This window comes from Planococcus maitriensis (genome assembly GCF_003289925.1).
Lineage (GTDB): Bacteria > Bacillota > Bacilli > Bacillales_A > Planococcaceae > Planococcus > Planococcus maitriensis.
This window is the reverse complement of sequence record NZ_QLZQ01000004.1, coordinates 131,528-152,872: the sequence shown is the minus strand read 5'-3', so window position 1 is coordinate 152,872 and position 21,345 is coordinate 131,528. Positions and strand designations below refer to the sequence as shown.

Here is a 21,345-nt window from a genome sequence, read left to right as displayed (position 1 = left end):
AAAAGTTTATAAAAATAGCTGTGTTTTAGTTAATCAATATTCATTAATAGAGATTGCATGAAAAATTGAAGTAAGGAGGGGGATTTTGTGGAAAAAGTCACCAAGGAAGAAATAGATGAAATCAAGCAATTAGAAGAAAGTTATAATAAACAAATTATGGAAATTGCTCTATATGAAAATAAGCTAAGTCCACCAAGTGTTTTACCTAAATATAACAAAATTAAAGTAGATGAAAGCAAGTTGTATAAACAAGCTGTTGAGTTGCTGAGTGTAAACTCGGAAGTTCAAAATAAAGACATTGCAATCGAACTTCTGAAAAATATTTCTATTAATAGTAAAAGTAAGTTCATGAGAAAGATAGCATTAGAAATGTTAAAAGAAAAGTGGTGGGATAAGTGATTTCAGTGAAAATAATTGAGATTTTTGGTTTTTTGAAAAATTGGATTTGGAATAATAAAGAACCTATAAAAGATGCTTTATGGGAATTTTTAAATGCAATTATAGAGGTGGCTAGAAACAATCAGAAAGCTAAGTAAAATAAAACTTCTCTAATGAATAGCGATAAGAGAAATTGAAATAAGCTCCCATTGATGAGGTTCATAATCTCATCAATGGGAGCTTATTAAAGTGGGGCTATCGATTAAACACTTAGGACAGGGCAAGCCCAGCTAACTGCCCAACAGCATTCGCCCAAATAGTTTCACTCATTGATGCAAGCAATACAAATAACCTACTGCAGGAATTTGTTTTCACAGGCAACTCCCCCTTTTTTGAAACTTCGGCTTTAGACAACAGTCTGTAACTTCCGTATCTCATTAGTGTTAAGAAGGCGAATGAAGCTATAGTTAGGATAGTTAATGTCGGAATCGAACCGACTGCTCCTGTCCCTAACCTAAATGTTTAATTCTATACTGGATTATAACATAAATTGAGCTTGATAATATTTGCAGATTTCTTAAAAAATAATTGATTGTTGTCAACACCGGTTTATTTTCCCTGATTAATTGTGGTCATCGAAGAGAATTACAAAGTGAGGGTTAATTTCGATATCAAGACTTTGAAATATAGTGATTTAGAAATTTTGAAAAACTGGCGTTGAAGGAAATCAGCCAACAGCAATTGGCAGAATAAGAGATTCTGTCTGAGGTGCTCGTTGAAGTAGTGGGAGATGCTAAGATGTATGTGTTGCAGAAAAATGGATAGTTATAATTATATCGAAAAACACCACCCTCTGCTGAACTGCTGGCACTTGCATGCTGGTGGTTCAGCGGTGGGCGTTTTAACTGCTTTTTCTATCTCACTCCGCCTCAAAAGCTACAATCCCAAAAACCTTCAAGCACATGTTCAAAACACGCACCCGGTCATCCGGCCGGGTAAAATATAGTGTGTCTTGCTTGAATATGGCGTCTATTATTCTAGCTTCCCCAGGAAACTGATGGAGCTCAATCGACTGCGAGCGGACACAGTCGATGAGTTCGGGAGTCGCTTTGCCGTAGATGTGAATTTGCCAATCAATTGAGCGTAGCGCCGCGGCACAAAATTATCGCCGTTTGCGCTTTCGATCCACGTCAAGCGCGTGCCACCGTAATATTTGCCGGTTTGCCTTTGCTTAAAAGGCTGCTGCGGGAATTGATGTGGATTTGAGACAACACTTTAAATGCATTTCTTGAAACGCAAAAACCCGATCCGGTAGGAAGTTTCCACACTGGATCGGGCTTTTCATTTAAACGGTAATTCTCGATTTTTGGACAGTGAAATCGATGTCCGGATAGTAGGCATCTTTCACCAATAAATTCGGTCCGAGGCATTTGGCTGCTGGACAGTGGCAGGCAATCGTTTTGGCTAATGGACGCTCCAACCAGCGATCAAGCATCGCTGGTAGTGAATCCTTCTGGATATTGCCCATCGCGGGTGTGTCGCCGAAATCCGTGACGATGACTTCGCCGGTGAAGATATTCACATTGAGCCGTGAGCGTCCGTCTGGGTCGTTGCGGACGGTGACGTTTTTGCTCGCATGGATGCGGTTCAGGAGTTGAATGTCTTCGTCGTTTTGGCTGCACGGGTAAAACGGCAATGTACCAAAGAGCATCCAGACGTTTTCATCGCGGGCATCCAGTAAATCGTGGATTGCTGTTCTAGTTTCATCGAGCGACAGCACTTCCAATTGGCTGGCGAAATCGCTTGGGTACATCGGATGCACTTCGTGACGCGCGCATTTCATTTCTTCAATGATTTGTTTATGTATGCTCTTCAGATGAGGCAGGGTCCGTTTGTTCAGCATCGTTTCTGCCGATACCATAACGCCTGCTTCTGCGAGTGCCCGGCTGTTGTCGATCATGCGCTGGAACTGTTCAGCCCGCCGTTCACGTGACGGCTTGCGTTCCATATTGGCAAATCCGCCATCGACAAAATCATCGATGGTGCCCCAGTTATGGGAAATGTGAAGGACATCCAAATAAGGCGCGATTTCCATATAGCGGTCCAGCGGCATCGTCAGGTTCGAGTTCATCTGGGTGCGGACGCCGCGTGCATGGGCGTATTTCAGGAGGGGCAAGACATAATTGGCGACCGATTTTTTCGAAAACATCGGCTCTCCGCCCGTCAAACTGATGGTCCGCAAATGAGGGATTTCATCGAGGCGCGAAAACAGCAACTCGATCGGCAGCGCGTCCGGATCCTTATGCGCGAGCATATAGCCGACCGCACAATGTTCACAGCGCATATTGCATAAATAAGTCGTGGTGAACTCGATGCTGGATAGCGTCAGTTTCCCGTGGTCTTCGATATCCATATACGCTTCCCATGGATCGTATTGAGGGGTGATCTGTTTAAGTGTTGTTACCTGGTTTTCCATATGTATCGTACTCCTAATCATTTTTTCGACTCTTAAGTATGCGCTTTTCCTGTGGCTCACGCAAGAGCTTGTTTTGAAGTGCAATAAAGGGTGTGAACTACTTTAATTTATTCTTTTATCATTTTTTAACTAAATATTCTATTTTTTTGAGCTTTTTACTAGTAATCAAACGTTTGTTCTGGTATATTAAAAGCATATCACTATGGGATGAGGTGGATTTCGATGGTGCTAGCGATCAAAGAAGTGAACGGATTCGAAAAAGGAATGGAATATACGAGGGATCTTGAGTTTTTGTCATGCTTTACAAACGACGAACATCGGGTCGTCTCTTTAATAGATACAGATGGCAATGTTTTTTACTGGACGACTACGGAAGGCTCGCCTGAATATCGAAACTTCCGGTTAAAAGCTACTTATACATTTAAAGTTAGTTATATATCGACCATACTGGGCCCTTCAAGCCCGAAGGTGATTATTGCCGACTTGAAGGACCTATCAGCCAGAAAAAGTATGTATGGCAAGGCAAAACGCTTTAAATTAAATGCTTGATTCACATAAATTATCGCCCTGTGTCGAAATCGATTCAGGGTGTGAGCTGCAACTGTATGCAAAATAAGCCGTATCCAGAAACCTCAATGGTTAATGGATACGGCTTTTGTAGTGGAATCGAAAAAATCCTCATGATTCGTATGTAAACTGAACCCCAAATGGTAGACACAAGAATTGCCGCAATTTAGGGTTCAGTTTATTCGTAAAGATAGCTAATAATATTATTTTTTATGCCACTTAGATTCAATCGCAACCCCAGCATCCACAATCATATTGTAGATAGGGCATCTTCTTTCCACTTCTTTTTTCAATTCCTCCAGGCGATCCTCGCTTTCATCTGTTGAAAAAATCGCTTCAAAACTGACAGTTTGAAAATGAGTAGAGACGCCTTCCACGCCTCTCATGCCGCGTGCGTCGATGGTGCCGCTGTTTTTGAACTCGATGCCATCATAGGAAAAATTCTGCTCCTTCGCAATCAAGCCGATCATGACGGATGTGCAGCCAGTCAATCCGCCTAATAAGTATTCAAGTGGATTCGGCCCTTCATCAGTACTTCCGAGGTGTTTCGGTTCATCGATAACAAAAGGTTCAAATTCCCTAGCATAAATAGACGTTTTTAAATTCCCTTCCCAAGTCCCGCGCGTTTCCATTTTTACTAACTGTTCTGTTTTCATTTCAACACTCCTATTCTATGGTGAACATAAAAGCTTAATTATAGATTAATGATTTCAAATTGCAAGATTATTGAAGAACCATACTAAACTACTTGAGATTTACTCAATGTCATATCACCGACGTTTAATCTCAAAAAGAGTATCGCCGCTTTAGTATATAGCTTATTAAGTCTCTCCAAATGAACTGTGCACCAACAGGCAACTGCTAATTTTATCCAAAATATTAATGCATTCATTAAATTAAGTGGGATATTTAATGCAAGTATAATATGAAGGAATTCAAATAATAAGGGGATGTTCAAATGTATGAAGAGGGTAAGAAAAAGAATTTTAACTTCTTTAAGATAGCTAATGAGAACAGGGAGAAATACAAAGAGGGATATAAAAAATATGAATCTAAAGCTCGTGAATATTTTAATGATAAAGAAAAAGTGAAAGACTTATTTAACGAAGCTACTCAAAAAGCAGAAACTAATAAGGATGCTTTGGACGAGATAATAGAAAAACTCCAATTATTACTTGAAGTTCTTCAAGCTTGGTATAAAGGGACGTATAAAGAAATACCTAAAAAGTCGATTATCATGATCATCTCTGCAATCATTTACTTTGTGTCTCCTGTAGATTTAATACCCGATTTTATTGTGGGCGCTGGCTATATTGATGACGCAGCGGTTATTGCATTTGCGATTAAGCAGCTTGCTGAAGACTTAGAGAAATTTAAATTGTGGAAAGAGACAAACGTTGATTGGAATACTGAGGAAGCTTCCACAAAGTAATACTTTGACATTGTGCTGTAAACAATTCGAAGTGAGCAAAAGCATGCGTAGAAATTAGCAATATCACACCTGCTGCATCAATATTTATAATGTAGCTTTTCTTATTCATCCGCATAAAGTAAAAAGAGGCTAGAGAAATGATCCTACGACGGATTCATTCTTCTAGCCTCTTTTACTATTTCACTCCGCTCCAAAAGCCACAATCCCAAAGGCCTCCAAATACATGTTCAGCACACGTAGCCATTGCTTGTCAGTCGCAAGCGCCACGTGGCCATCAGGCCGGATCAAGTAGAGCGCGTCTTGTTTGAATCCTGCGTCTTTCATTTTAGCTTCCCAAGGAAACTCATGGACCTCAAGCGACTTCGAGCGGGCAAAATCGATGAGCTCAGGAGTCGCTTTGCCGTAGATATGGATTTGCCAATCGACGGAGCGTAGCGGCGCGAAGTTATCGCCGTTTGCGGTTTCGATCCACGGCAAGCGCATGCCGGCGTAGATTTTGCCGGCTTTGCCTTTGCTCAACAGGCTGCTGCGGTAATTGATATGGATTTGGGACAGGATCTTGAATGCGTTTTTTGACGGGAACGAAAACTTGAAGACGGACGGCAAGACGTAAGGGACGGCATACTCCCGCAATAAAGTCCCGGGCAGTTTTTGATTGACGATCGTCTGGAATGCTTTGTCGGTCGTCGCAATCAGACGGCGCGCAAAGGCGATGCGTTCTTGTTCGTAGGTGCTCAGTATTCTAGGAGCGGCTTTCCCTTGGACCACCGCTGCGAGTTTCCAGCCGAGGTTGATGGCGTCCCCGATGCCGGTGTTCATGCCTTGGCCGCCGGTCGGGCTGTGCAGATGGCCAGCGTCGCCCAGGATGAAGATGCGCCCTTTTTGGAATCGCTCGCTGACGCGGTTATGCACGCGGTAGGTCGAGAACCAATTGACTTTTGCGGCGCTGACCCGGATTTTATTGACGATATAATCGTTGATCTCCTCGTAGGTGACATCGCTGCGTTCGTAGAATTCCTCGGGCACGATGCCGAGGATCCGTTTCGTCTGGGCATTGCGGACGGACATATAGAGCATGAAGCCGTCTTCGTCCATGTACATGTCCATCTTTTCCATATCGTCGACCGGCTTTTCGGTTTCGATATCGGCGACGAAGAACAATTGCTTGTACGTGCCGCCCGGAAAGTCGAATCCGAGCCCTTTCCGGACCATGCTGCCGGCGCCGTCGCATCCGCATAGATAGGCGAATTCCGCTGTTTCTTCCGGCTGCCCTTGCTGCTGCAACACGGTCTTCACGCCTTGCCCGGTGTCTTCAAACGACAGCATGGACGTGTTCCATTCCACTTCGACGCCGATCTTGCTTAATTCGTCGACGAGGATTTCTTCGTGCTCGTCTTGAGGCAAGCTCAGGATAAACGGGAACGGGCTCTGCCCTTTGCCGAGTTCGTGGAATTTTATGTGGGCCCGGACTTGTTTGCCGTCGCTGACATCGAGCGACAGAATCGGATGCCCGCGCTTGATGTTGCGTTCGGCGAGGCCGAGCTGGTCGTATTGTTCCAATATGCGCGCATGCACGGCGAGCGCACGCGAGGCGGTGCCGGTTCCTGCGTTCCGGTCGATGATGCGGAACGGCACGCCTTGTCGCGCCAGGCTATAGGCCAGCGCCAGGCCGGTGGGGCCCGCTCCGACGATTAAGATTTGTGGGTTCATGATAGAGACCTCCTAATGAGTATCACGCCTGTTGATGGATTTGAATTAACGTATCGGGTAAAGCGATAGAATCGGGGATAGGAAAAGTTCAAAGCACGTGATACCGGACGAAATAACCTTGTACAGCTACTATATCCTTAATCGAGGGGTTTCAAGCAAGAAAGTGGCATCTCGATGAAAGAAACGGTCCGAACCGCTACGTGCTGGTCTTTATTTTAAGCACGGACTATTCGGGATGGGGTTTTCTATTCGCCACTGTAAATGGTTTAGGGGAGGCACAGCCAAAAGAGCAGCCCCTTGGAAATCAGGGGCTGCTCTTTTGGCTTGTGTGTTTCTATTGCGGTTAATTCCGCAAGATAATATATATCAGGTAAACGATGTAGATGGCGGCGAGGAACGCGCCTTCGACCCTCGAAACCGTGTACTTGGTCCGTGAGAGAACCATCAACAGGATGGTCACGGCGATCATCAGGAAGATGTCGGTAAAGATCTTCGAATCGACGGTTAACGGGTGGATCGTGGCTGAAGTTCCCAGCACAAAGAAGATGTTGAAGATATTGCTGCCGATGATATTCCCTAACGCAATGTCGACTTGTTTTTTCAGCGCTGCCGTTATGGAAGTGACCAACTCGGGAAGGGATGTGCCGACCGCGACGATCGTCAAGCCGACCAAGGTCTCGCTCATCCCGAGTGATAGGGCGATCTCGATGCTGTTATTGACGACGAGGCTGCCGCCGAAAATGATGCCGGCAAGCCCGCCAACCGTTAACAGCGAATTCTTGATCCAGTGTTTTTTCGCTTCGTCGGCGTGCGTGTCTTCGCTATTCCGGCGGTCTTTCCGTGCCACTTCAAAGATATAATAGAGAAAGATCGCGAAGAACAGCAACAGAACGATGCCTTCAGTTCGGGTGATAAGATTGGTGTCCAAAGATTGGAGTTGCCGGTCGCTGATCAACACAAGCAAGGCCACAGCACTGAGCAAGGCGAACGGGATTTCTTTGCGGATGGTATCGCTTTGGACCATCAATGGGAAAACGAGTGCGGTGGCACCTAGGATGAGCGTGATATTGAAAATGTTACTGCCGACGACATTCCCGATCGCGACTTCACTGCTTCCTTCCAAGGCTGCGATAAAGCTGACGGACGCTTCCGGGGCGCTCGTGCCGAACGCGACAACGGTCAAGCCGATCAATAACGGCGAAACCCTCAGACTTTGCGCTATTTTTGACGCTCCTTCTACGAAAAAGTCGGCGCCTTTGATCAACAAGGCGAATCCGACCAGCAATAAAACGTAAGTCATCCGGTGATCACGTCCTTTATGTTTACTTTAAGAAAGATTGCTTACTCCTTTCTATGATCATACCCTTTAAACGATTTGAAAACCCGTCCATATTGAGCGGAATAATATTAGAAATAAAGGAATAAATTCATTCTATTCTATTGATAGAAATGGCTGGAGGCTTGAGCCCTTTCAGGAGAAATAAAACTTAAACACGGGGGAAAGAGGAGTGCGTGATAGAATAATAGATAGTGAACCAGAAAATGAACGATGTAGCCTTGGTTAGGAGCAAGGGCAGCATTCATAAATGTTGGATGAGTTGAAAGGGTGGATAGCGAAATGAACAGAATGGTCGAACAGAAAATGAGCGAGATGACAGATGTCTTTAACAGGCTGCCGAATTGCCGGGTTGAAACGAGTGAGGACGGCCGGCTATTGATTTTAAGCGATAAGCCGGTTCCGTGGAGTGACGAGATTGAGAAGCGAGACGCGCAATCGGCGTATAAAATCGGTTCCATCACGCCCCATAAGTCGGCGCTCGGCTTGTATATCGACTTCCCGCACGGCCTTTTGGACATCGACCAGTTGGACGACATCATCGACCCGGAGATGACCTTGACGTACTTTGAGCCGGGTGCCAAAACATCGACTGCGAAAAGCTGGTGGCGCTTCCGGTCGGACGAGAAATTCGACAGCCTCCATATGGTTCTGAGAAAGACGGAGCTGGAGTTGTATGATTTCAAGCGGGAAGAGTGGGTTCGGTTGATGGGAGAGATTACGGCTGTCCATAAATGAAGCAACAAGATAATCATGGGGGGAAACGGCCTGATTATTTTTCACCTTGATTCATTAGTATGCAAAAGAACATCCAACACCGAGATGCAATTTCTTGGAGTTGAATGTTCTTTTTATGAAGAAGTGGATGTATCATTCCTGATGCCGTCCTCAAGAAAGCAAATTCAAACGCCGCTCCCCGAATTGGAGGAGCGGCGTTTGTTGTTTAATTGGATTCGGCAGTGAGCTCCGCACGGGGAGCATTCGGCAAGATCAGCGAGACGACAACCGTCAGGATAGCCGACGCGAGCACTCCCCATAAAATACCGAACAGTAACGATACGACAGCGCCGGAAATGATGCCGATGCGGCCGCCCCACACTGATACGCGGCTATTGTTTGTCCCCATTACAAACGGGGAGCTGCGCTTTTCTTTCCAAAGCAACCCGACGATCAATACCGGGATCACCCCGCCGCCTGTCATCGAGTAGGCGAGGGAGAACAGGCCGATGATCGAATCCGACAGTAGCGCTGCAGCGATGGAGAAAATGCCGACGAGCGCTACGAAATAACGCGTTAACTTGACATAATAAGCATCCGATTTCTTTTCCATATTCGGGATGATCAAATCGTTGACGATGACGACCGAAGCGGAATGGAGTAAGGAAGAGGCGCTCGAAATGGCCGCCATGAAAATGAGCGTGAAAAATGCGAGCGCTGCGACCATCGTCATCTCTTCAAGAATGAGCCAGGAAATCGCGTTGTTCGGATCGAGGTCCGGGTTTTTCATTTTGACGACCATCCCGCCGATGGTCGCCAGGATCGTGAAGATGATGGCCAGGATGCCGCTGTACAGCATCGCCCGGCTTGCCATTCTGGGACTGCGGGCCGCAAAGCAGCGCTGCCAGTACATCTGGGCAGCGAGTACGCCGAATGTGCCCGTCACGAAAAGCGTCAGCACTTCCATAATGGACAAATTGAATTCCATCAGCCCTGCAGCCCCCACATCCGTAAGCCCCGTCTGCAAGGTGGCCAGGCTGAAATCGATTTCGCTGAACACCTGGAAGTAAAACCAGATGGCCAAACCGACGAGCACGATCCCTTGGATGAAATCTGTCCAAACGACTGAATAGATTCCGCCGATCGTCGTGTAAAGAATAAATACGAATGAAAACAGGATGATCATCATGAGAGGATCGGCACCCGTAAACGTAGCGAACAATGCACCGAGCCCCATCGCCTGACCGCTCACCCAGGCAAGCATGATGGCGGAGGTCAGAATGGCTATCAAGACCCTTGAGAAGCGGTCCCGTAAAATGAGGTCGTGCATCAGTTCCGCCAATGTGTGATACGTGAAACGGGCAGCGAAACCTGCAAAAACGAGCGCAAACAGCACCTTGGCGCCTTGCTCGCCGATGACGAACGGAATATTGGCAAAGCCGATCTTATAGCCTTCGGCGGAATGTCCGATGAAATTCCCGACGCCCATGATCGTCGCGATGTCGGTAAACAAAATCAGGAAGAACGGCAAGGTGCCACCGGCGATCGCATAATGAGCGAAACTGAGGCCTGCCTGTTTGCTGAATCTTAATGACATGGCGATAAAGAACAGGCAAGCCACAATCATCACGGTCCACGTCCAAAATGTTAATCCCATTTAATTCCTCCTTTTTCAGAATAATCTATTTAATCATATCAAATAAACTCCTACTATCAAAATTGCTTTTCAGGTCAAGGCAGAAAGAAGGGATTGCCGTGGATTGCTTTAATGTTATCGCGCTCAGCTAACAGGTTCAGCCAGGCGGAAAGCTTCTTTCTATGTTTTGTGGCAAGTTCTTTAGTAAAATGATAAATACCAAAGAAATGAGGGATAGTGAATGGAATATATTTATCTCTTGATTGCGGCAATCATAGTGCTGTTAATTGGCGTCTTCATTTATTTCAGAAAGAATAGAGGCGCGTCTGTACCTATAGAAGAAACACCCCGTGAAAGCGCGGCGGAAGAGCTTGAAGTGGAGGAGCCGGAAGACGACGACAGCCAGTTGAATCCGGTCGTGACGGAAGTGGAGGATGCGGAACTCGTCAAGAGCGGCTACAACCGGATCGAGATTCCGGCGAATATGATTCCTGTTATCGCTGAGACGCTGAAAGACGGAGCGGTAATTTTCCGGCAAAGCCGGACGTTCCGTGTGGAATTCAGCCCGGAAGTGGTAAAGGGCTTGAAGGATAAGAGCATGACCTTGATCGAGCGGGTCAACGGCAAGGGATATGTGCCGGCGGTGAAAAAAGAAGGCGTGAAAGGGATATACGAGCAGGCGGTGTTGGTGAAGCGGGTAAACCCTGGGCTCGTGGCCCATGCGAGCATGAGCCTATTGACGACCGTGGTCGGCCAGCAGCAACTGATGGAAATCCAAAGTTCCTTGAAGAGCATGGAGAAGAAACTCGAGACATTGATCCAGCACCGGGAACACGATTTCGCCGGCAGGATCGACGCGCGCTTCGGCTATTTCAAGGAAGTCATCGAACGCTTCCGGCGAAACGGCATCACACTCGGCGGCGTGGAAGACGCGGAAATCGAAGGCTTTTACACGGCGACGCTGCAGGACTTGAAAGTGCTGACGAAAGACTTGAAAGCGATCGTTGCGAGCGTCGAAAACTTGAAGGAGCACGAAACGCTGCGGAAATGGGGGGAAGCCCCCGTGAAAAAAGAGTACGAGCAACTCATCGGGCGCTTCAACGCCAAACAGGAACTCGTGCTATTGAATGTGCAATTCATCCAGGAATGCTATGAGCCGTATTTGCGGACCATCCGGAACTACGAGGAAGCCGACGCGAAATCGCAGACCTTGGCAGAGATCGTGGCGGAGAACCATTCCCTGATCCAAAGCATCGAAGAGAAAGTGAAAAGCATTGAAGAAAACTATAAAGTGAAGATCAATTTCGGCCTGAAAGCATTGAAGTACCGCAATCTGGAGAGCCTGAAAGAACTGGCGCCTGTGAAGATTGATGAGCTAGAGGCTAAAGAGCAGGAGGTTCCGTCTGAAGTGCTGGTTGAAGTGACGGAAGACGATCAAGCGTATGCGTATATTCCGAGGAGATGATGTCCCTGTGCACCACACAATTCTGAGGACAAGAACCTTGATGTAGAGGGAATTGTAAAGCGAGACGTCCCTGTGTAAGACACAATTTAGTATAGAAAACACCCTCCACCGGGCGCCCGATGTGTTGCCGGCGCTTCAGTGGAGGGTGTTTTTTCGTGTCTATAAGCTTCAGTGCGATTCCAGATCCGGTACGATCCGCTTATGTGTCGCTTGTTCGTAAGAATAGGCCAGTTCGATCAACCGCGCTTCGCTGAACGCTTGCGCACTGAACGTCACCCCAACCGGATGCCCGCTGCTCGTGTAGCCGGCTGGCACCGTGATCGATGGATAGCCTGCCCGTGCCGGTTTCGCTGCGCCGCGGTTGTTTTGGAATAGCAGTGCATCCAGCTGGTGCTCTTCCATGACGAGGTCGATGCCTTCTGGATTCGTACGCGTCCCTGTGCGCCACACAATTGTCCGGGTGAAAACCTTGTTGTGAAAGGGTTTGTGTACGGTGATGTCCCTGTGCACCACACAATTAACGAAGTTTAAATATAGATGTTTCAATAACTGGAATAAAGTCCTATTTTTAAGAATTAATCCATTTACCTACTTCGGATTACGAAATATTCTGTTATATTAGGAGCTAGTAACAAAATTATGCGATGAAGGGGTGTTATGTGGATGAAAAAAGTTTTTGCAGGATGGCTCTCGGTACTGCTGGTGTTGTCAGCGTTTGTGCCTACAATGGCCGCAAATGAAACGGGGGCCAGCGTGACGGAACAAGCGACTGCGCTTGAAGTGAGCCGTTCGGTCTTTTCGTTGACCGAAGCGCGCACCGTTGAAGTGTCGGCTGATTTAGGCGAAGGGGTCGAGTTGGAAGATGTGGAGTTCCAATTTGGCGGGAAGCCGCTTTCTGAATGGCAGCAATGGACAGAAGGCCAACAATACAATGGCGACCCGTTCATCACGGTCGTTGAAGAGCCTTCTTTTGTGGAAGGCACGAACAAAATCACCGCAGTGCTGGAATTCGGTTTGCTGTACGGGACGGATGATTTGTCCAACCGGACGATCCGCACGCAGTACCAGCAATTTATCGGTGACTATGAACTGGCGCTAGTTGATTCGGCAAGCGGCGACAAAGCGGCAGCGACCGTCGAATTGAACGTCTACGATGAGTTCAAGTTTTACGATGAATTAAAACCGGCAATCGATGAAATTTTCGAAGCCGCTGAACAAGATGCGGACAATGACCGCTACCTCGAGTACCAGACCGTCGGCAAGACGGTGGAAGGGCGCGATATTCATTTCGTCATCTTGGCGCGAGATGAGGCAGCGGTCGATCGATATTTGAATGAAACTTTGCCGACTGCACTTGAAGACCCGGAGAGCTTGATTGAAAAACTCGAGAACGGGACGATGGGCGATTACCAAGTGCCGATCTGGTTCAATAATATCCACCCGGATGAAGTGGAAGGCGTGGATGTGCAAGTCGAGTTGTTGGAGAAATTCGCTTTGGAAGATGAAGTGAAATTCATGAATACAGACGGCGACACGGAATTTGAAGAGAACTTGAACGTGGATGAGGTGCTGGACGATGCGATTTTCCTCTATATGTTCACGAGCAACCCGGACGGCAGAGCGGCCAACACGCGTGCGAACGCTGAGGGCTTTGACTTGAACCGCGACAATGCGTACCAGACGCAAGTGGAAACGCAGCAGGTCAACGAAGTGCTGTCGAAATGGACGCCGCTATCCTTTGTGGATTTCCACGGCTATGTGGACGGGTTCTTGATCGAACCGGCGACACCGCCGCATAATCCGAACTTTGAATACGATTTATTGATCGACAATATGATGGAACAAGCCAATGCGATGGGGCAGGCGGGCATCGCCAATTCCGAGCTGACGTCTTATTTCATTGCCAAAGACGGTTATGGTTCCGGTTGGGATGATATGACACCGGCGTACACCGCAATTTACGCGATGCTCCACGGATCGCTCGGCCATACGATCGAAGTGCCGACGCTCAGCCAAGACGGCTATAATGCGTTGGTTGGAAGTGGTCTTGGTGCGGCGAATTATGTCCATGACAATAAAGACCAATTGTACAAAGAGCAATTGGAGATTTTCAAGCGCGGCGTGGACGGGGAAGATAACCGTGCCGTCGATGAATATTACGTCAATGCGGCAGGTGAAGTGATCGGCCGCGACCGCGGGGACAATGAAAACTTTTTCCCGGATTATTACGTGATTCCGACAGATGACAAGAACCAGAAGAATGCGTTGGAAGCGTATGAGATGGCGGAGTATTTGATCCGCAACGGCGTGGAAGTCGAAAAGACCGTGAAATCTGTAAAAGTGGATGGTGTGAACTATCCGGAAGGCACATTCATCGTGCCGATGGACCAGGCGAAACGCGGCTTGGCGAACGCCATGCTCTATGAAGGCGATAACGTCTCCGATTGGGATGCGATGTATGACCCGATCGTCGTCAATTTCTCTGATTTGAGAGGCTTTGATCTGGAAGAAGTGCGTGTTGAAAATGTGTTTGACGGAAAAACTCAGGAACTTGAAGAAGCGGTTGTTCCGGCAAGCACCGTAAAAGGAAATCCGCCGAAACAAATTCTCGAGAACTCGACGAACGATGCAATCCGCGTCGTCAATGCGCTGCTTGCTGATGGCAAAACAGTGGAAGTGCTGACGGAAAGCAAAGGCAAAGCGGACGTCGGAGATTTCGTCGTCGCGACGAACGACCTTCGCCCGTATGCCGATGATTATTATTTTGAAACGCAAGTGTTCGGCAACGGCAAAAACGCCGAAACCGAAGTATTGGAACAGCCGAGCGTTGCGGCAACCGGTTCTGCGCAATTGAACTTCTCGTTGCGCCAGCTTGGATTTGAACTGACGGACGCTGCAGATGCGGATGTCATCGTCAGCGATGGATCTTCATTTAATGCAGATCAAGTCACTGGCAAAACCTTTGTCGGAATCGGAGCACCTGCACTGAACGCAGTGAGCAAGAGCGGCTTGCTTCCAGGCTTTGCGTATACGAGCACCGGAAGCAGACACGAAGGGCTCGTGAAAGCCGATGTTGCGGAACATCCGCTGACGGCCGGCTACGAGCAGCAAGAAAATCTCTACGTCACGACCGGCTCGTGGATTTCTGGCGTCCCAGAAGGCGCAGACGTGCTCGCGAGCTTCCGGGACAGCGACGATTTCTACCTCGCCGGCTGGTGGCCTGGCTATGAACAGGCACAAGGCCAACCGATGGCCATCACGGCTGAAGCGGGAGAGACGACGTTTAATTTGTTCGCCAACTCTCTCGCGTTCCGTGCCCATACCGAACACAGCTACCGTTTCCTCGCAAACTCCATTTACGATGCGGTGAGCGTTGAAGCGGAAGTGGTGGAGAAGGGGAAAGGAAAAGGGAAGAAGAATAGATAGTGTCCCTGTGTCAGGCACAATTCCGGGGGCAGGAACCTTGATAGAGGGGCGCCGGTCCATCTGAACGCCCCTGTGTTAGACACAATTCGGGATTCACTCCATTCGATAATGGAGCGGATCCCTTTTTGTTATTGGCTGGAATTTCGGGAGCCGAATAATTTGAAATCGTGAAGATGCAAGAGTAATCTGAAAACAGACTTGAGAGGAGTGGGAGCAGATGGCAAAAGCAATTCCAGAAGTGACATTAAACGACGGCACGACTTTACCGGTGACAGGGCTCGGTACATACGGACTGTGGGGCAATGCCGGAGCGAACGCCGTCAGCAGCGGCATCAACGCGGGATACCGCTTGATCGACACGGCGTATAATTACGAAAACGAAGGCGCGGTCGGCGAAGGCATTCGGCGCAGCGGCATTCCCCGCGACGAGCTGTGGGTGACGTCCAAGCTGCCGGGGCGTTACCACCCATACGACAAAGCCTTGGTGGCGATCCAGGAATCGCTGTACCGCGCCCAACTGGATTATTTCGACCTGTATTTGATTCACTGGCCGTTGCCGAATCAAGACACGTACGTGGAAGCGTGGCAAGCCTTGATCGATGCACAGAAATGGGGGCTCGTCCGCTCGATTGGCGTCAGCAATTTCCTGCCTGAGCATTTGGAGCGCATCATCAAAGAAACCGGCGTCACACCGAGCGTAAACCAAGTGGAATTGCATCCGTTTTTCAACCAGGCGCACCAGCGCAAAGTGCATACAGATCTCCATATCCAAACGCAGTCGTGGAGCCCAATCGCGAGGGCGAAGGACATCCTAACGAACGATACCATCCGCCAGATTGCCGAGGCCCATCACAAAACCATCGCGCAAGTCGTCTTGCGCTGGCAATACCAGATCGGTTCGGTGTCGATTCCGCGTTCCACCTCGCCAGAGCGCCAGCGCGAGAACTTGGCCATTTTCGATTTTGAATTGAGCGACAGCGAAATGACGGCGATTTCGGAGTTGTCCCGCCCGGATGGAAGGTTGTTTGATATGGATCCGGCGACGCATGAGGAGTTTTGATGAATAGATAAATGGCTAAAGCAGAGGTGTAGCTATTTGAATATGATTTGTGCTGAACTGCATTCAAAAAAAGCAGGTTCTGCAACCAATCAGAAGACCCGCCAATCCGTTTAGGGAGGGGCGGGTCTTTTGGTTTTGTGTTTTTTTAGAAAATTAATGTTCCCCGTACAGCGCCGTCCACGTATTCACGCCGACTATGCCATCAATCTTTAATCCCTTATCCTCTTGATAGTGCCGGACATTCCGATTGGTTTCGGGCCCGAAGATGCCATCGACTTCCGTCTTCAACCCGTAGTCGTTCAATGTCCATTGCAGCAGTTCTACTTCAATGCGGTGGCTGCCTTCACGCAGCGTGAATTGATGCTCCGGTGCGATGTCCATTACATTCTTCAGCCTGGCCGGAAGTTCGGTGTCATCCGAAGGCTGTTGGTGTTCGGCATAAATGGCGACCCAAGTATACATGCCGACGATGCCGTCGACGACGAGGCCCTTATCTTGCTGGTAGTGCCGGACGTTCCGGTCGGTCTGAGGCCCGAAGATGCCGTCGACTTCCGTCTTTAACCCGTAGTCGTTCAATGTCCATTGCAGCAGCTCGACTTCAATCCGATTGCTTCCTTGGCGCAGCGTGAATTGATGTTCCGGGGCGATGTCCATCAGGTTCTCGAGGAGTTCGGGCAGTTGGCCATCTGTTGCCGATCCATGACTTGCGGCAGCGGCCGAATCAAAAGACAAGGGAAGTGCAGCGAACAAGCCGGATGCGAGAAGCAGTGGAAGCCAAACTTTCTTCATGGCGGATTCCTCCCGAATGATTACTTGCTTCATGTATACCCGCTTCATTGTCAAAAACAACGGAATATCCGCGAACTACTGATTCTCGAGCGGTTCCGCAAGGCCAATGAGAATCCCTTCCGGCCCGCGGATATAACAGAGCCGGTACGCGTTTTCGTACTGCACCACTTCGCCGGCGAGTTTTGCGCCGTGCTTCATGAGACGGGCGACCATGCCGTCGATATCTTTGACGGCGAACATGATGCGCAAGTAACCGAGCGCATTGACAGGGGCCGTCCGGTGATCACTGGTAACAGCCGGTTTGAGAAAGCGCGACAATTCGATCCGGCTGTGTCCGTCCGGCGTCGCCATCATGGCGATTTCGACTTGCTGGTCGCCGAGCCCCGTGACGCGTCCTGCCCATTCGCCTTCGACCATGCCGCGGCCTTCGAGTTGCAGGCCGATTTCCTCGAAGAACGAAATGGTGTTATCGAGCGATTCGACGACGATGCCGACATTGTCCATTCGGAGCAGTTGATTATTTTGCATGGGAGTTCCTCCTTTTTATAAATGGTGGTTGCCCTAAAAGTTCTCGTTAAAGCGGTGGATTCCTTCCGAAAAAAAGGGAACGATGCTGGATCGGCATCGTTCCCTTTTTCATTTTCTATACAGATTTGCCCGGCTGCGCGGCATTTGATTGTGTAGCAACCGGCTGGGCATTCGTTTTAATGAAGACAAACAGCAGGCCAATCGCCGCGAAGGACAGGAAAGCGATCGGGTAGGACAGGCCGTCGATCAAGACGCCCGCTGCGACCGACCCGATCGATTGCCCGATGCCGAGCGAGAAGAACGACAAGCTCACGCCGACAGAAGGGGTGTTGGGGAAATGGCGCGTGCCCCAGACGATGAACAAGCCTGTCATGAAAATGAACGAGATGCCGAACAACACAGCTGACAAGTAGATGGCGGCAGGGTGCTGGATGGTCAAGGTGACGAGGGAGGCGGTCGCGACCAACACGCCCAGGCGATAAGACCAGCCGAGCCCGAGGCGTTGGATGATGGTCCCGGCGATGCCGCCGATGATGCCGGCGGCGCCCATGATGATCCAGAAGACCATGCTGCCGCCCGTCGAGAAATCCTGCGCTTCGGTCAGGTAGCTCCTTGAGAACGTCCAGTAGATGGAGGAGCTGAAGCCGATGCCGATCGCGGCAAGGATCATGAAGCGTACTTGGCCGAGCAGGCTCAGTTTAAACTGGCTGCCGGTGGATTGTTCCGATTCTTCTTGAGGACGATCGATCGCACGTGCATTCCACCATAGCGTCAAGAACGCCAAAATCGCAAACAGCACATAGCCCCAGCGCCATTGTTCGGCAAATGCCAGTGCGACAGGGCCGCTCGCGACGACGCCGACGCTCGTGCCGGTATTGATCCACGTATTGCCCCTGTCACGCTCCTGGCTCTCGAGCGACTGTGCGACGACTTGGCTGAAGGCAGGCGAGATCCAGCCGCTGCCGAGCCCGGCGACAAACGCACTGATGGCGAGTGTGTAGAAACCTTGCGATGCCGCCATTCCGAGCATGCCGATAAAGGCGCTCGCCCCCGAATACAAGACGACGTGGCGGGCGCTCATCTTGTGAATGAAAATAGCGGCTGTCACCAAGGCGATTGTGTAGGCGGCATACGCCACCGAACCGATCAGCCCCGACTGGCTTTCAGAGAGGTTCAAGGCGCTGCTGATTTCCGGCAGGAACAAGCCGAAACTGTATCTGGCGAAGGCATAGGTGACGCCGATCATGGCGATGCCGGGTAACACGATTTTCCACATGCAAATCATCTCCTTTAATTAGATAGAACGGTCATTATATTTACTGGGTAAAAAAAGTAAGCGATCGCTTACTTATATTTTTTGGACCAATGCCATCAAAGCGTCTTCCACTTCATCCATCGGCGAGATTTCCGCAAGCGAGACAGCGCCTTCAAACAGCAGCGACAAGCGCATCGCTTCAGCAGGCGTCAGCCCGTTCGACAAGAACAATCGCTTCGTGTCTTCTTTATGGGAAGTGACCAGCTGGACGATCGGATGATCCGGGACGCTCATGAATTCTTCTTTCGCGCGCAAGAACATGCAGCCATTGGAAGCGGTCTGCTTCAGCCAATTCAAATGGCCGGCCGCCAGCCGTTCCGCAACCGATCCCGTGCCTTGTTGTTTTCCTTGTTCGAGATAATCCATATAGACTTGCGATCGGCGGTTCAGGACCTCCAGGATCAGGTCGTCTTTGGAAGTGAAATGATTGTACAAGGTCATCAGCGCCACGCCCGCTTCCTGGACGATCGCCTTCAATCCGATGGCGTGGAAGCCGTGTTCGTAAAACAATTGTTCTGCAGCGGTAAGCAAATCTTCCTTTTTCGTGCTCATGGTCTCTATCCTCCATAGAATTAGATATAACGGTCACTCTAAAATTAACAGCTATGGGAGATGAGCGCAAGCAAAAGCCATTGACCCGAAAGCTCTTGCCGGTTTTGACGGTGAAGCGATAGGGAAAAGAATTGGATGAAGATGGAAGGGGTATGAAGCGAATGCATGGGCAGGGAAGAGAGCCACAATCGGATGATCGAGTGGCTGCGACTAACGAGGAGGGAACGTGATGAAACGGATCTTGGCCATCAGCGATATTCACGGGGAGCTGGAGCTGTTCAATAGATTGCTGGAGAAAGTGGGCTACGATGCTACAGAAGACCAACTGGTGCTGCTCGGGGATTATGTGGATCGGGGCCCCGATTCGAAAGGCGTGCTCGAGCGGGTCATCGAATTGAAAAAGCAAGGCGCAATCGTGCTGCGCGGCAATCACGACCAGATGATGCTGGACGCGGCGAAAGGCGAGACCGGCGCGGCAGGAAACTGGCTGCGCAACGGGGCGATTTCGGCCTTGCAGAGCTATGACGCTTCCATCAAAGACATGAAGCTTCTAGCGGGCGAATTGTTTTGGGAACATGTGGAGTTTTTGAAAGGGACGGAGTTTTATTACGAAACGGATGGCTATATTTTCGTGCATGCAGGCGTACAGCCAGGAGTCCCGGTGCAAGAGACGGATCCTTATGTCTTGATGTGGATCCGCGATGAATTCCATGAAGGGTATATGGGAGACAAGAAAATCGTCTTCGGCCATACGCCGGCTTTCAAGCTGAGAGGGTCGAGAGATACGAGTGTCTATTTCGGTGACAACCGGATCATCGGAATCGACGGTGGCGCGTTTTATGGCGGGCGCTTGAATTGCCTAGAGCTGCCGGGCGAGAAAGTTCATTTTGTGGAGAAAGAATGAGCTCGTGTCCCTGTGCGAGACACAATTCGAGAGGCTTAATCCTTGCAGCTGCAGCATTTCAGGTGTGAAATGTCCCTGTGTTAGACACAATTTATTGCACAACACCCCATTTAGCCGCTATAGGTGGCGCGGGCCTATTTCATTCATCCATAAACGCATGGGGCTCGTTCTCAAGAAATCAGCTGTTCGGTCTATCCGATGCCTGGGCTGCCGTTGCCAAGCCCCGGCTCAACCAGCCGATCACGAGCAGCAACAGCAACGTGCTGGCAATCAAAGCGAGGAGGTTCGGTGCGGCTTTCGTGTATAGCTCGCTGACGCCGGTCACCGCCAGCCAGTCCATGAACGAAGCGCCGGCGAACGCTTGGAAAACGGCGAGCGCGTTGTTTGCGCTGTGCAATAAAATGGGCGCCAGCAAATTCCCGGTCTTTACATACAGCAAGGCCGCGATCAGCGCGAATACGAAAGCGCCGAGAAAATTGAGGTGGAAGACGGCGAAGATCAGGCTGGTGAAGCCGATGCCTTTCCACAATCCGAACAGCTCGGCCATCTGATTGAGGATTACACCGCGGAAGACGAATTCTTCTGCAATCGGCGCGATGATGGCGATGATGAAACCGGTCGCGGCCAAATACCATAACACATCGGGGAGCGGCTGTGGCGTGAGCAGCAAGTCCACCAGGGCCGGAGCGGTCGCCATGAGCGCGCGCAGCAATAGCCAATAAATGCTGGTGGAAAACACCATCACGAGCATACTGATTCCGAGAATCGGCAGCAGCCAGCGGGCAATGCCGCGGAAGAACAAGACCTGGCGTATTTTCACGCCGCGCTTTCGGAAGTAATAGCTGCAAATCCAGCCAGGCAGGACAGTGTAGAACAGGAGCAACATGAAAATGCTATTGAGGAATGGGTTGCCGGCCGCCTGCAATATGAGGGAAACCGAGACGATGGCTGCGACTGTCATCAAACCGAGTACGAACCGTGGCTTCTTTTCCTCGAACATCCTTATCGCCGCCTTTCGGTAAGGTGCAGAATGGATCGGATTTTGCCTTTATAG

Annotated in this window: 19 protein-coding genes and 1 pseudogene; 9 read left to right on the top strand and 11 right to left on the bottom strand. The window is 49.5% G+C overall.

Features of this window, described 5'->3' with window-relative positions; all coding sequences use genetic code 11:
- Positions 1-87 precede the first annotated feature (87 nt).
- Both DP119_RS10920 and DP119_RS15850 read left to right on the top strand, forming a co-directional pair.
- The gene (locus DP119_RS10920; protein ID WP_112233204.1) at positions 88-399 is read left to right on the top strand and encodes a hypothetical protein; all 312 of its coding nucleotides are present in this window, start codon (positions 88-90) and stop codon (positions 397-399) included.
- The gene (locus tag DP119_RS15850; protein ID WP_167399219.1) at positions 396-536 is read left to right on the top strand and encodes a hypothetical protein; all 141 of its coding nucleotides are present in this window, start codon (positions 396-398) and stop codon (positions 534-536) included. Before DP119_RS10920 ends, DP119_RS15850 begins: the two co-directional genes overlap by 4 nt.
- A gap of 1,187 nt (positions 537-1,723) precedes the next feature.
- On the opposite strand, the gene yfkAB is transcribed toward DP119_RS15850, so the two are convergent.
- Positions 1,724-2,854 carry a radical SAM/CxCxxxxC motif protein YfkAB gene (gene yfkAB, locus DP119_RS10915; RefSeq protein ID WP_112233203.1) on the bottom strand — a complete coding sequence of 377 codons (1,131 nt, stop codon included), beginning with the start codon at positions 2,852-2,854 and terminating at the stop codon, positions 1,724-1,726.
- 222 nt (positions 2,855-3,076) lie between these two features.
- Between yfkAB and DP119_RS10910 the strand changes: the two genes are divergently transcribed.
- Positions 3,077-3,403, top strand: a complete 327-nt coding sequence (locus tag DP119_RS10910; protein WP_112233202.1) for a hypothetical protein — start codon at positions 3,077-3,079, stop codon at positions 3,401-3,403.
- Between the two features lie 221 nt (positions 3,404-3,624).
- On the opposite strand, the gene DP119_RS10905 is transcribed toward DP119_RS10910, so the two are convergent.
- On the bottom strand, positions 3,625-4,077 hold the full coding sequence (locus DP119_RS10905) for an OsmC family protein (RefSeq protein WP_112233201.1): 453 nt from the start codon (positions 4,075-4,077) through the stop codon (positions 3,625-3,627).
- A 302-nt stretch (positions 4,078-4,379) separates the two neighbouring features.
- Here DP119_RS10905 and DP119_RS10900 point away from each other — a divergent pair, with 302 nt between their 5' ends.
- On the top strand, positions 4,380-4,853 hold the full coding sequence (locus DP119_RS10900; protein WP_112233200.1) for a YkvA family protein: 474 nt from the start codon (positions 4,380-4,382) through the stop codon (positions 4,851-4,853).
- 180 nt (positions 4,854-5,033) lie between these two features.
- Here the strand turns inward: DP119_RS10900 and DP119_RS10895 are convergent, their stop codons facing one another.
- Both DP119_RS10895 and DP119_RS10890 read right to left on the bottom strand, forming a co-directional pair.
- Positions 5,034-6,563 carry an FAD-dependent monooxygenase gene (locus DP119_RS10895; RefSeq protein ID WP_112233199.1) on the bottom strand — a complete coding sequence of 510 codons (1,530 nt, stop codon included), beginning with the start codon at positions 6,561-6,563 and terminating at the stop codon, positions 5,034-5,036.
- A gap of 343 nt (positions 6,564-6,906) precedes the next feature.
- Positions 6,907-7,863 (bottom strand): calcium/sodium antiporter, encoded by a 957-nt coding sequence (locus DP119_RS10890; protein WP_112233198.1) that lies wholly within the window; start codon positions 7,861-7,863, stop codon positions 6,907-6,909.
- 318 nt (positions 7,864-8,181) lie between these two features.
- Here DP119_RS10890 and DP119_RS10885 point away from each other — a divergent pair, with 318 nt between their 5' ends.
- On the top strand, positions 8,182-8,637 hold the full coding sequence (locus tag DP119_RS10885) for a hypothetical protein (RefSeq protein ID WP_112233197.1): 456 nt from the start codon (positions 8,182-8,184) through the stop codon (positions 8,635-8,637).
- A 205-nt stretch (positions 8,638-8,842) separates the two neighbouring features.
- On the opposite strand, the gene DP119_RS10880 is transcribed toward DP119_RS10885, so the two are convergent.
- Positions 8,843-10,273 (bottom strand): sodium:solute symporter family protein, encoded by a 1,431-nt coding sequence (locus DP119_RS10880; RefSeq protein WP_112233196.1) that lies wholly within the window; start codon positions 10,271-10,273, stop codon positions 8,843-8,845.
- 220 nt (positions 10,274-10,493) lie between these two features.
- On the opposite strand from DP119_RS10880, the gene DP119_RS10875 reads away from it, so the two are divergent.
- Positions 10,494-11,717 carry a DUF1572 domain-containing protein gene (locus DP119_RS10875; RefSeq protein WP_112233195.1) on the top strand — a complete coding sequence of 408 codons (1,224 nt, stop codon included), beginning with the start codon at positions 10,494-10,496 and terminating at the stop codon, positions 11,715-11,717.
- Positions 11,718-11,885: 168 nt separating this feature from the next.
- Here the strand turns inward: DP119_RS10875 and DP119_RS10870 are convergent.
- Positions 11,886-12,137 (bottom strand): annotated as a pseudogene (locus DP119_RS10870) (amidase); the annotation flags it as partial.
- A gap of 243 nt (positions 12,138-12,380) precedes the next feature.
- Here DP119_RS10870 and DP119_RS10865 point away from each other — a divergent pair.
- Both DP119_RS10865 and DP119_RS10860 read left to right on the top strand, forming a co-directional pair.
- Complete coding sequence (locus tag DP119_RS10865) at positions 12,381-15,143, top strand: M14 family metallopeptidase (protein ID WP_240616423.1); 2,763 nt, start codon at positions 12,381-12,383, stop codon at positions 15,141-15,143.
- A gap of 217 nt (positions 15,144-15,360) precedes the next feature.
- On the top strand, positions 15,361-16,203 hold the full coding sequence (locus DP119_RS10860) for an aldo/keto reductase (protein WP_112233193.1): 843 nt from the start codon (positions 15,361-15,363) through the stop codon (positions 16,201-16,203).
- Positions 16,204-16,356: 153 nt separating this feature from the next.
- On the opposite strand, the gene DP119_RS10855 is transcribed toward DP119_RS10860, so the two are convergent.
- The 4 genes from DP119_RS10855 to DP119_RS10840 all read right to left on the bottom strand — a co-directional run bounded on the left by DP119_RS10855 (position 16,357) and on the right by DP119_RS10840 (position 19,387).
- A complete protein-coding gene (locus DP119_RS10855; RefSeq protein ID WP_167399218.1) occupies positions 16,357-16,992 on the bottom strand; it encodes a peptidoglycan-binding domain-containing protein in 636 nt (211 codons plus the stop codon).
- Between the two features lie 75 nt (positions 16,993-17,067).
- The gene (locus DP119_RS10850) at positions 17,068-17,520 is read right to left on the bottom strand and encodes a VOC family protein (protein WP_112233191.1); all 453 of its coding nucleotides are present in this window, start codon (positions 17,518-17,520) and stop codon (positions 17,068-17,070) included.
- 115 nt (positions 17,521-17,635) lie between these two features.
- The gene (locus tag DP119_RS10845; RefSeq protein WP_112233190.1) at positions 17,636-18,796 is read right to left on the bottom strand and encodes an MFS transporter; all 1,161 of its coding nucleotides are present in this window, start codon (positions 18,794-18,796) and stop codon (positions 17,636-17,638) included.
- A 72-nt stretch (positions 18,797-18,868) separates the two neighbouring features.
- Positions 18,869-19,387 (bottom strand): TetR/AcrR family transcriptional regulator, encoded by a 519-nt coding sequence (locus tag DP119_RS10840; RefSeq protein WP_112233189.1) that lies wholly within the window; start codon positions 19,385-19,387, stop codon positions 18,869-18,871.
- 229 nt (positions 19,388-19,616) lie between these two features.
- Between DP119_RS10840 and DP119_RS10835 the strand changes: the two genes are divergently transcribed.
- A complete protein-coding gene (locus DP119_RS10835) occupies positions 19,617-20,291 on the top strand; it encodes a metallophosphoesterase family protein (RefSeq protein WP_112233188.1) in 675 nt (224 codons plus the stop codon).
- Between the two features lie 178 nt (positions 20,292-20,469).
- On the opposite strand, the gene DP119_RS10830 is transcribed toward DP119_RS10835, so the two are convergent.
- Positions 20,470-21,291, bottom strand: a complete 822-nt coding sequence (locus tag DP119_RS10830) for a CPBP family intramembrane glutamic endopeptidase (protein ID WP_112233187.1) — start codon at positions 21,289-21,291, stop codon at positions 20,470-20,472.
- Positions 21,292-21,345 lie beyond the last annotated feature (54 nt).

Coding starts and splice junctions, on each gene's coding strand:
- yfkAB (WP_112233203.1), bottom strand. CDS start 2,854: ATGGAAAACCAGGTAACAACACTTAAACAGATCACCCCTCAATACGAT.
- DP119_RS10910 (WP_112233202.1), top strand. CDS start 3,077: ATGGTGCTAGCGATCAAAGAAGTGAACGGATTCGAAAAAGGAATGGAA.
- DP119_RS10905 (WP_112233201.1), bottom strand. CDS start 4,077: ATGAAAACAGAACAGTTAGTAAAAATGGAAACGCGCGGGACTTGGGAA.
- DP119_RS10900 (WP_112233200.1), top strand. CDS start 4,380: ATGTATGAAGAGGGTAAGAAAAAGAATTTTAACTTCTTTAAGATAGCT.
- DP119_RS10895 (WP_112233199.1), bottom strand. CDS start 6,563: ATGAACCCACAAATCTTAATCGTCGGAGCGGGCCCCACCGGCCTGGCG.
- DP119_RS10890 (WP_112233198.1), bottom strand. CDS start 7,863: ATGACTTACGTTTTATTGCTGGTCGGATTCGCCTTGTTGATCAAAGGC.
- DP119_RS10885 (WP_112233197.1), top strand. CDS start 8,182: ATGAACAGAATGGTCGAACAGAAAATGAGCGAGATGACAGATGTCTTT.
- DP119_RS10880 (WP_112233196.1), bottom strand. CDS start 10,273: ATGGGATTAACATTTTGGACGTGGACCGTGATGATTGTGGCTTGCCTG.
- DP119_RS10875 (WP_112233195.1), top strand. CDS start 10,494: ATGGAATATATTTATCTCTTGATTGCGGCAATCATAGTGCTGTTAATT.
- DP119_RS10865 (WP_240616423.1), top strand. CDS start 12,381: ATGAAAAAAGTTTTTGCAGGATGGCTCTCGGTACTGCTGGTGTTGTCA.
- DP119_RS10860 (WP_112233193.1), top strand. CDS start 15,361: ATGGCAAAAGCAATTCCAGAAGTGACATTAAACGACGGCACGACTTTA.
- DP119_RS10855 (WP_167399218.1), bottom strand. CDS start 16,992: ATGAAGAAAGTTTGGCTTCCACTGCTTCTCGCATCCGGCTTGTTCGCT.
- DP119_RS10850 (WP_112233191.1), bottom strand. CDS start 17,520: ATGCAAAATAATCAACTGCTCCGAATGGACAATGTCGGCATCGTCGTC.
- DP119_RS10845 (WP_112233190.1), bottom strand. CDS start 18,796: ATGTGGAAAATCGTGTTACCCGGCATCGCCATGATCGGCGTCACCTAT.
- DP119_RS10840 (WP_112233189.1), bottom strand. CDS start 19,387: ATGAGCACGAAAAAGGAAGATTTGCTTACCGCTGCAGAACAATTGTTT.
- DP119_RS10835 (WP_112233188.1), top strand. CDS start 19,617: ATGAAACGGATCTTGGCCATCAGCGATATTCACGGGGAGCTGGAGCTG.
- DP119_RS10830 (WP_112233187.1), bottom strand. CDS start 21,291: ATGTTCGAGGAAAAGAAGCCACGGTTCGTACTCGGTTTGATGACAGTC.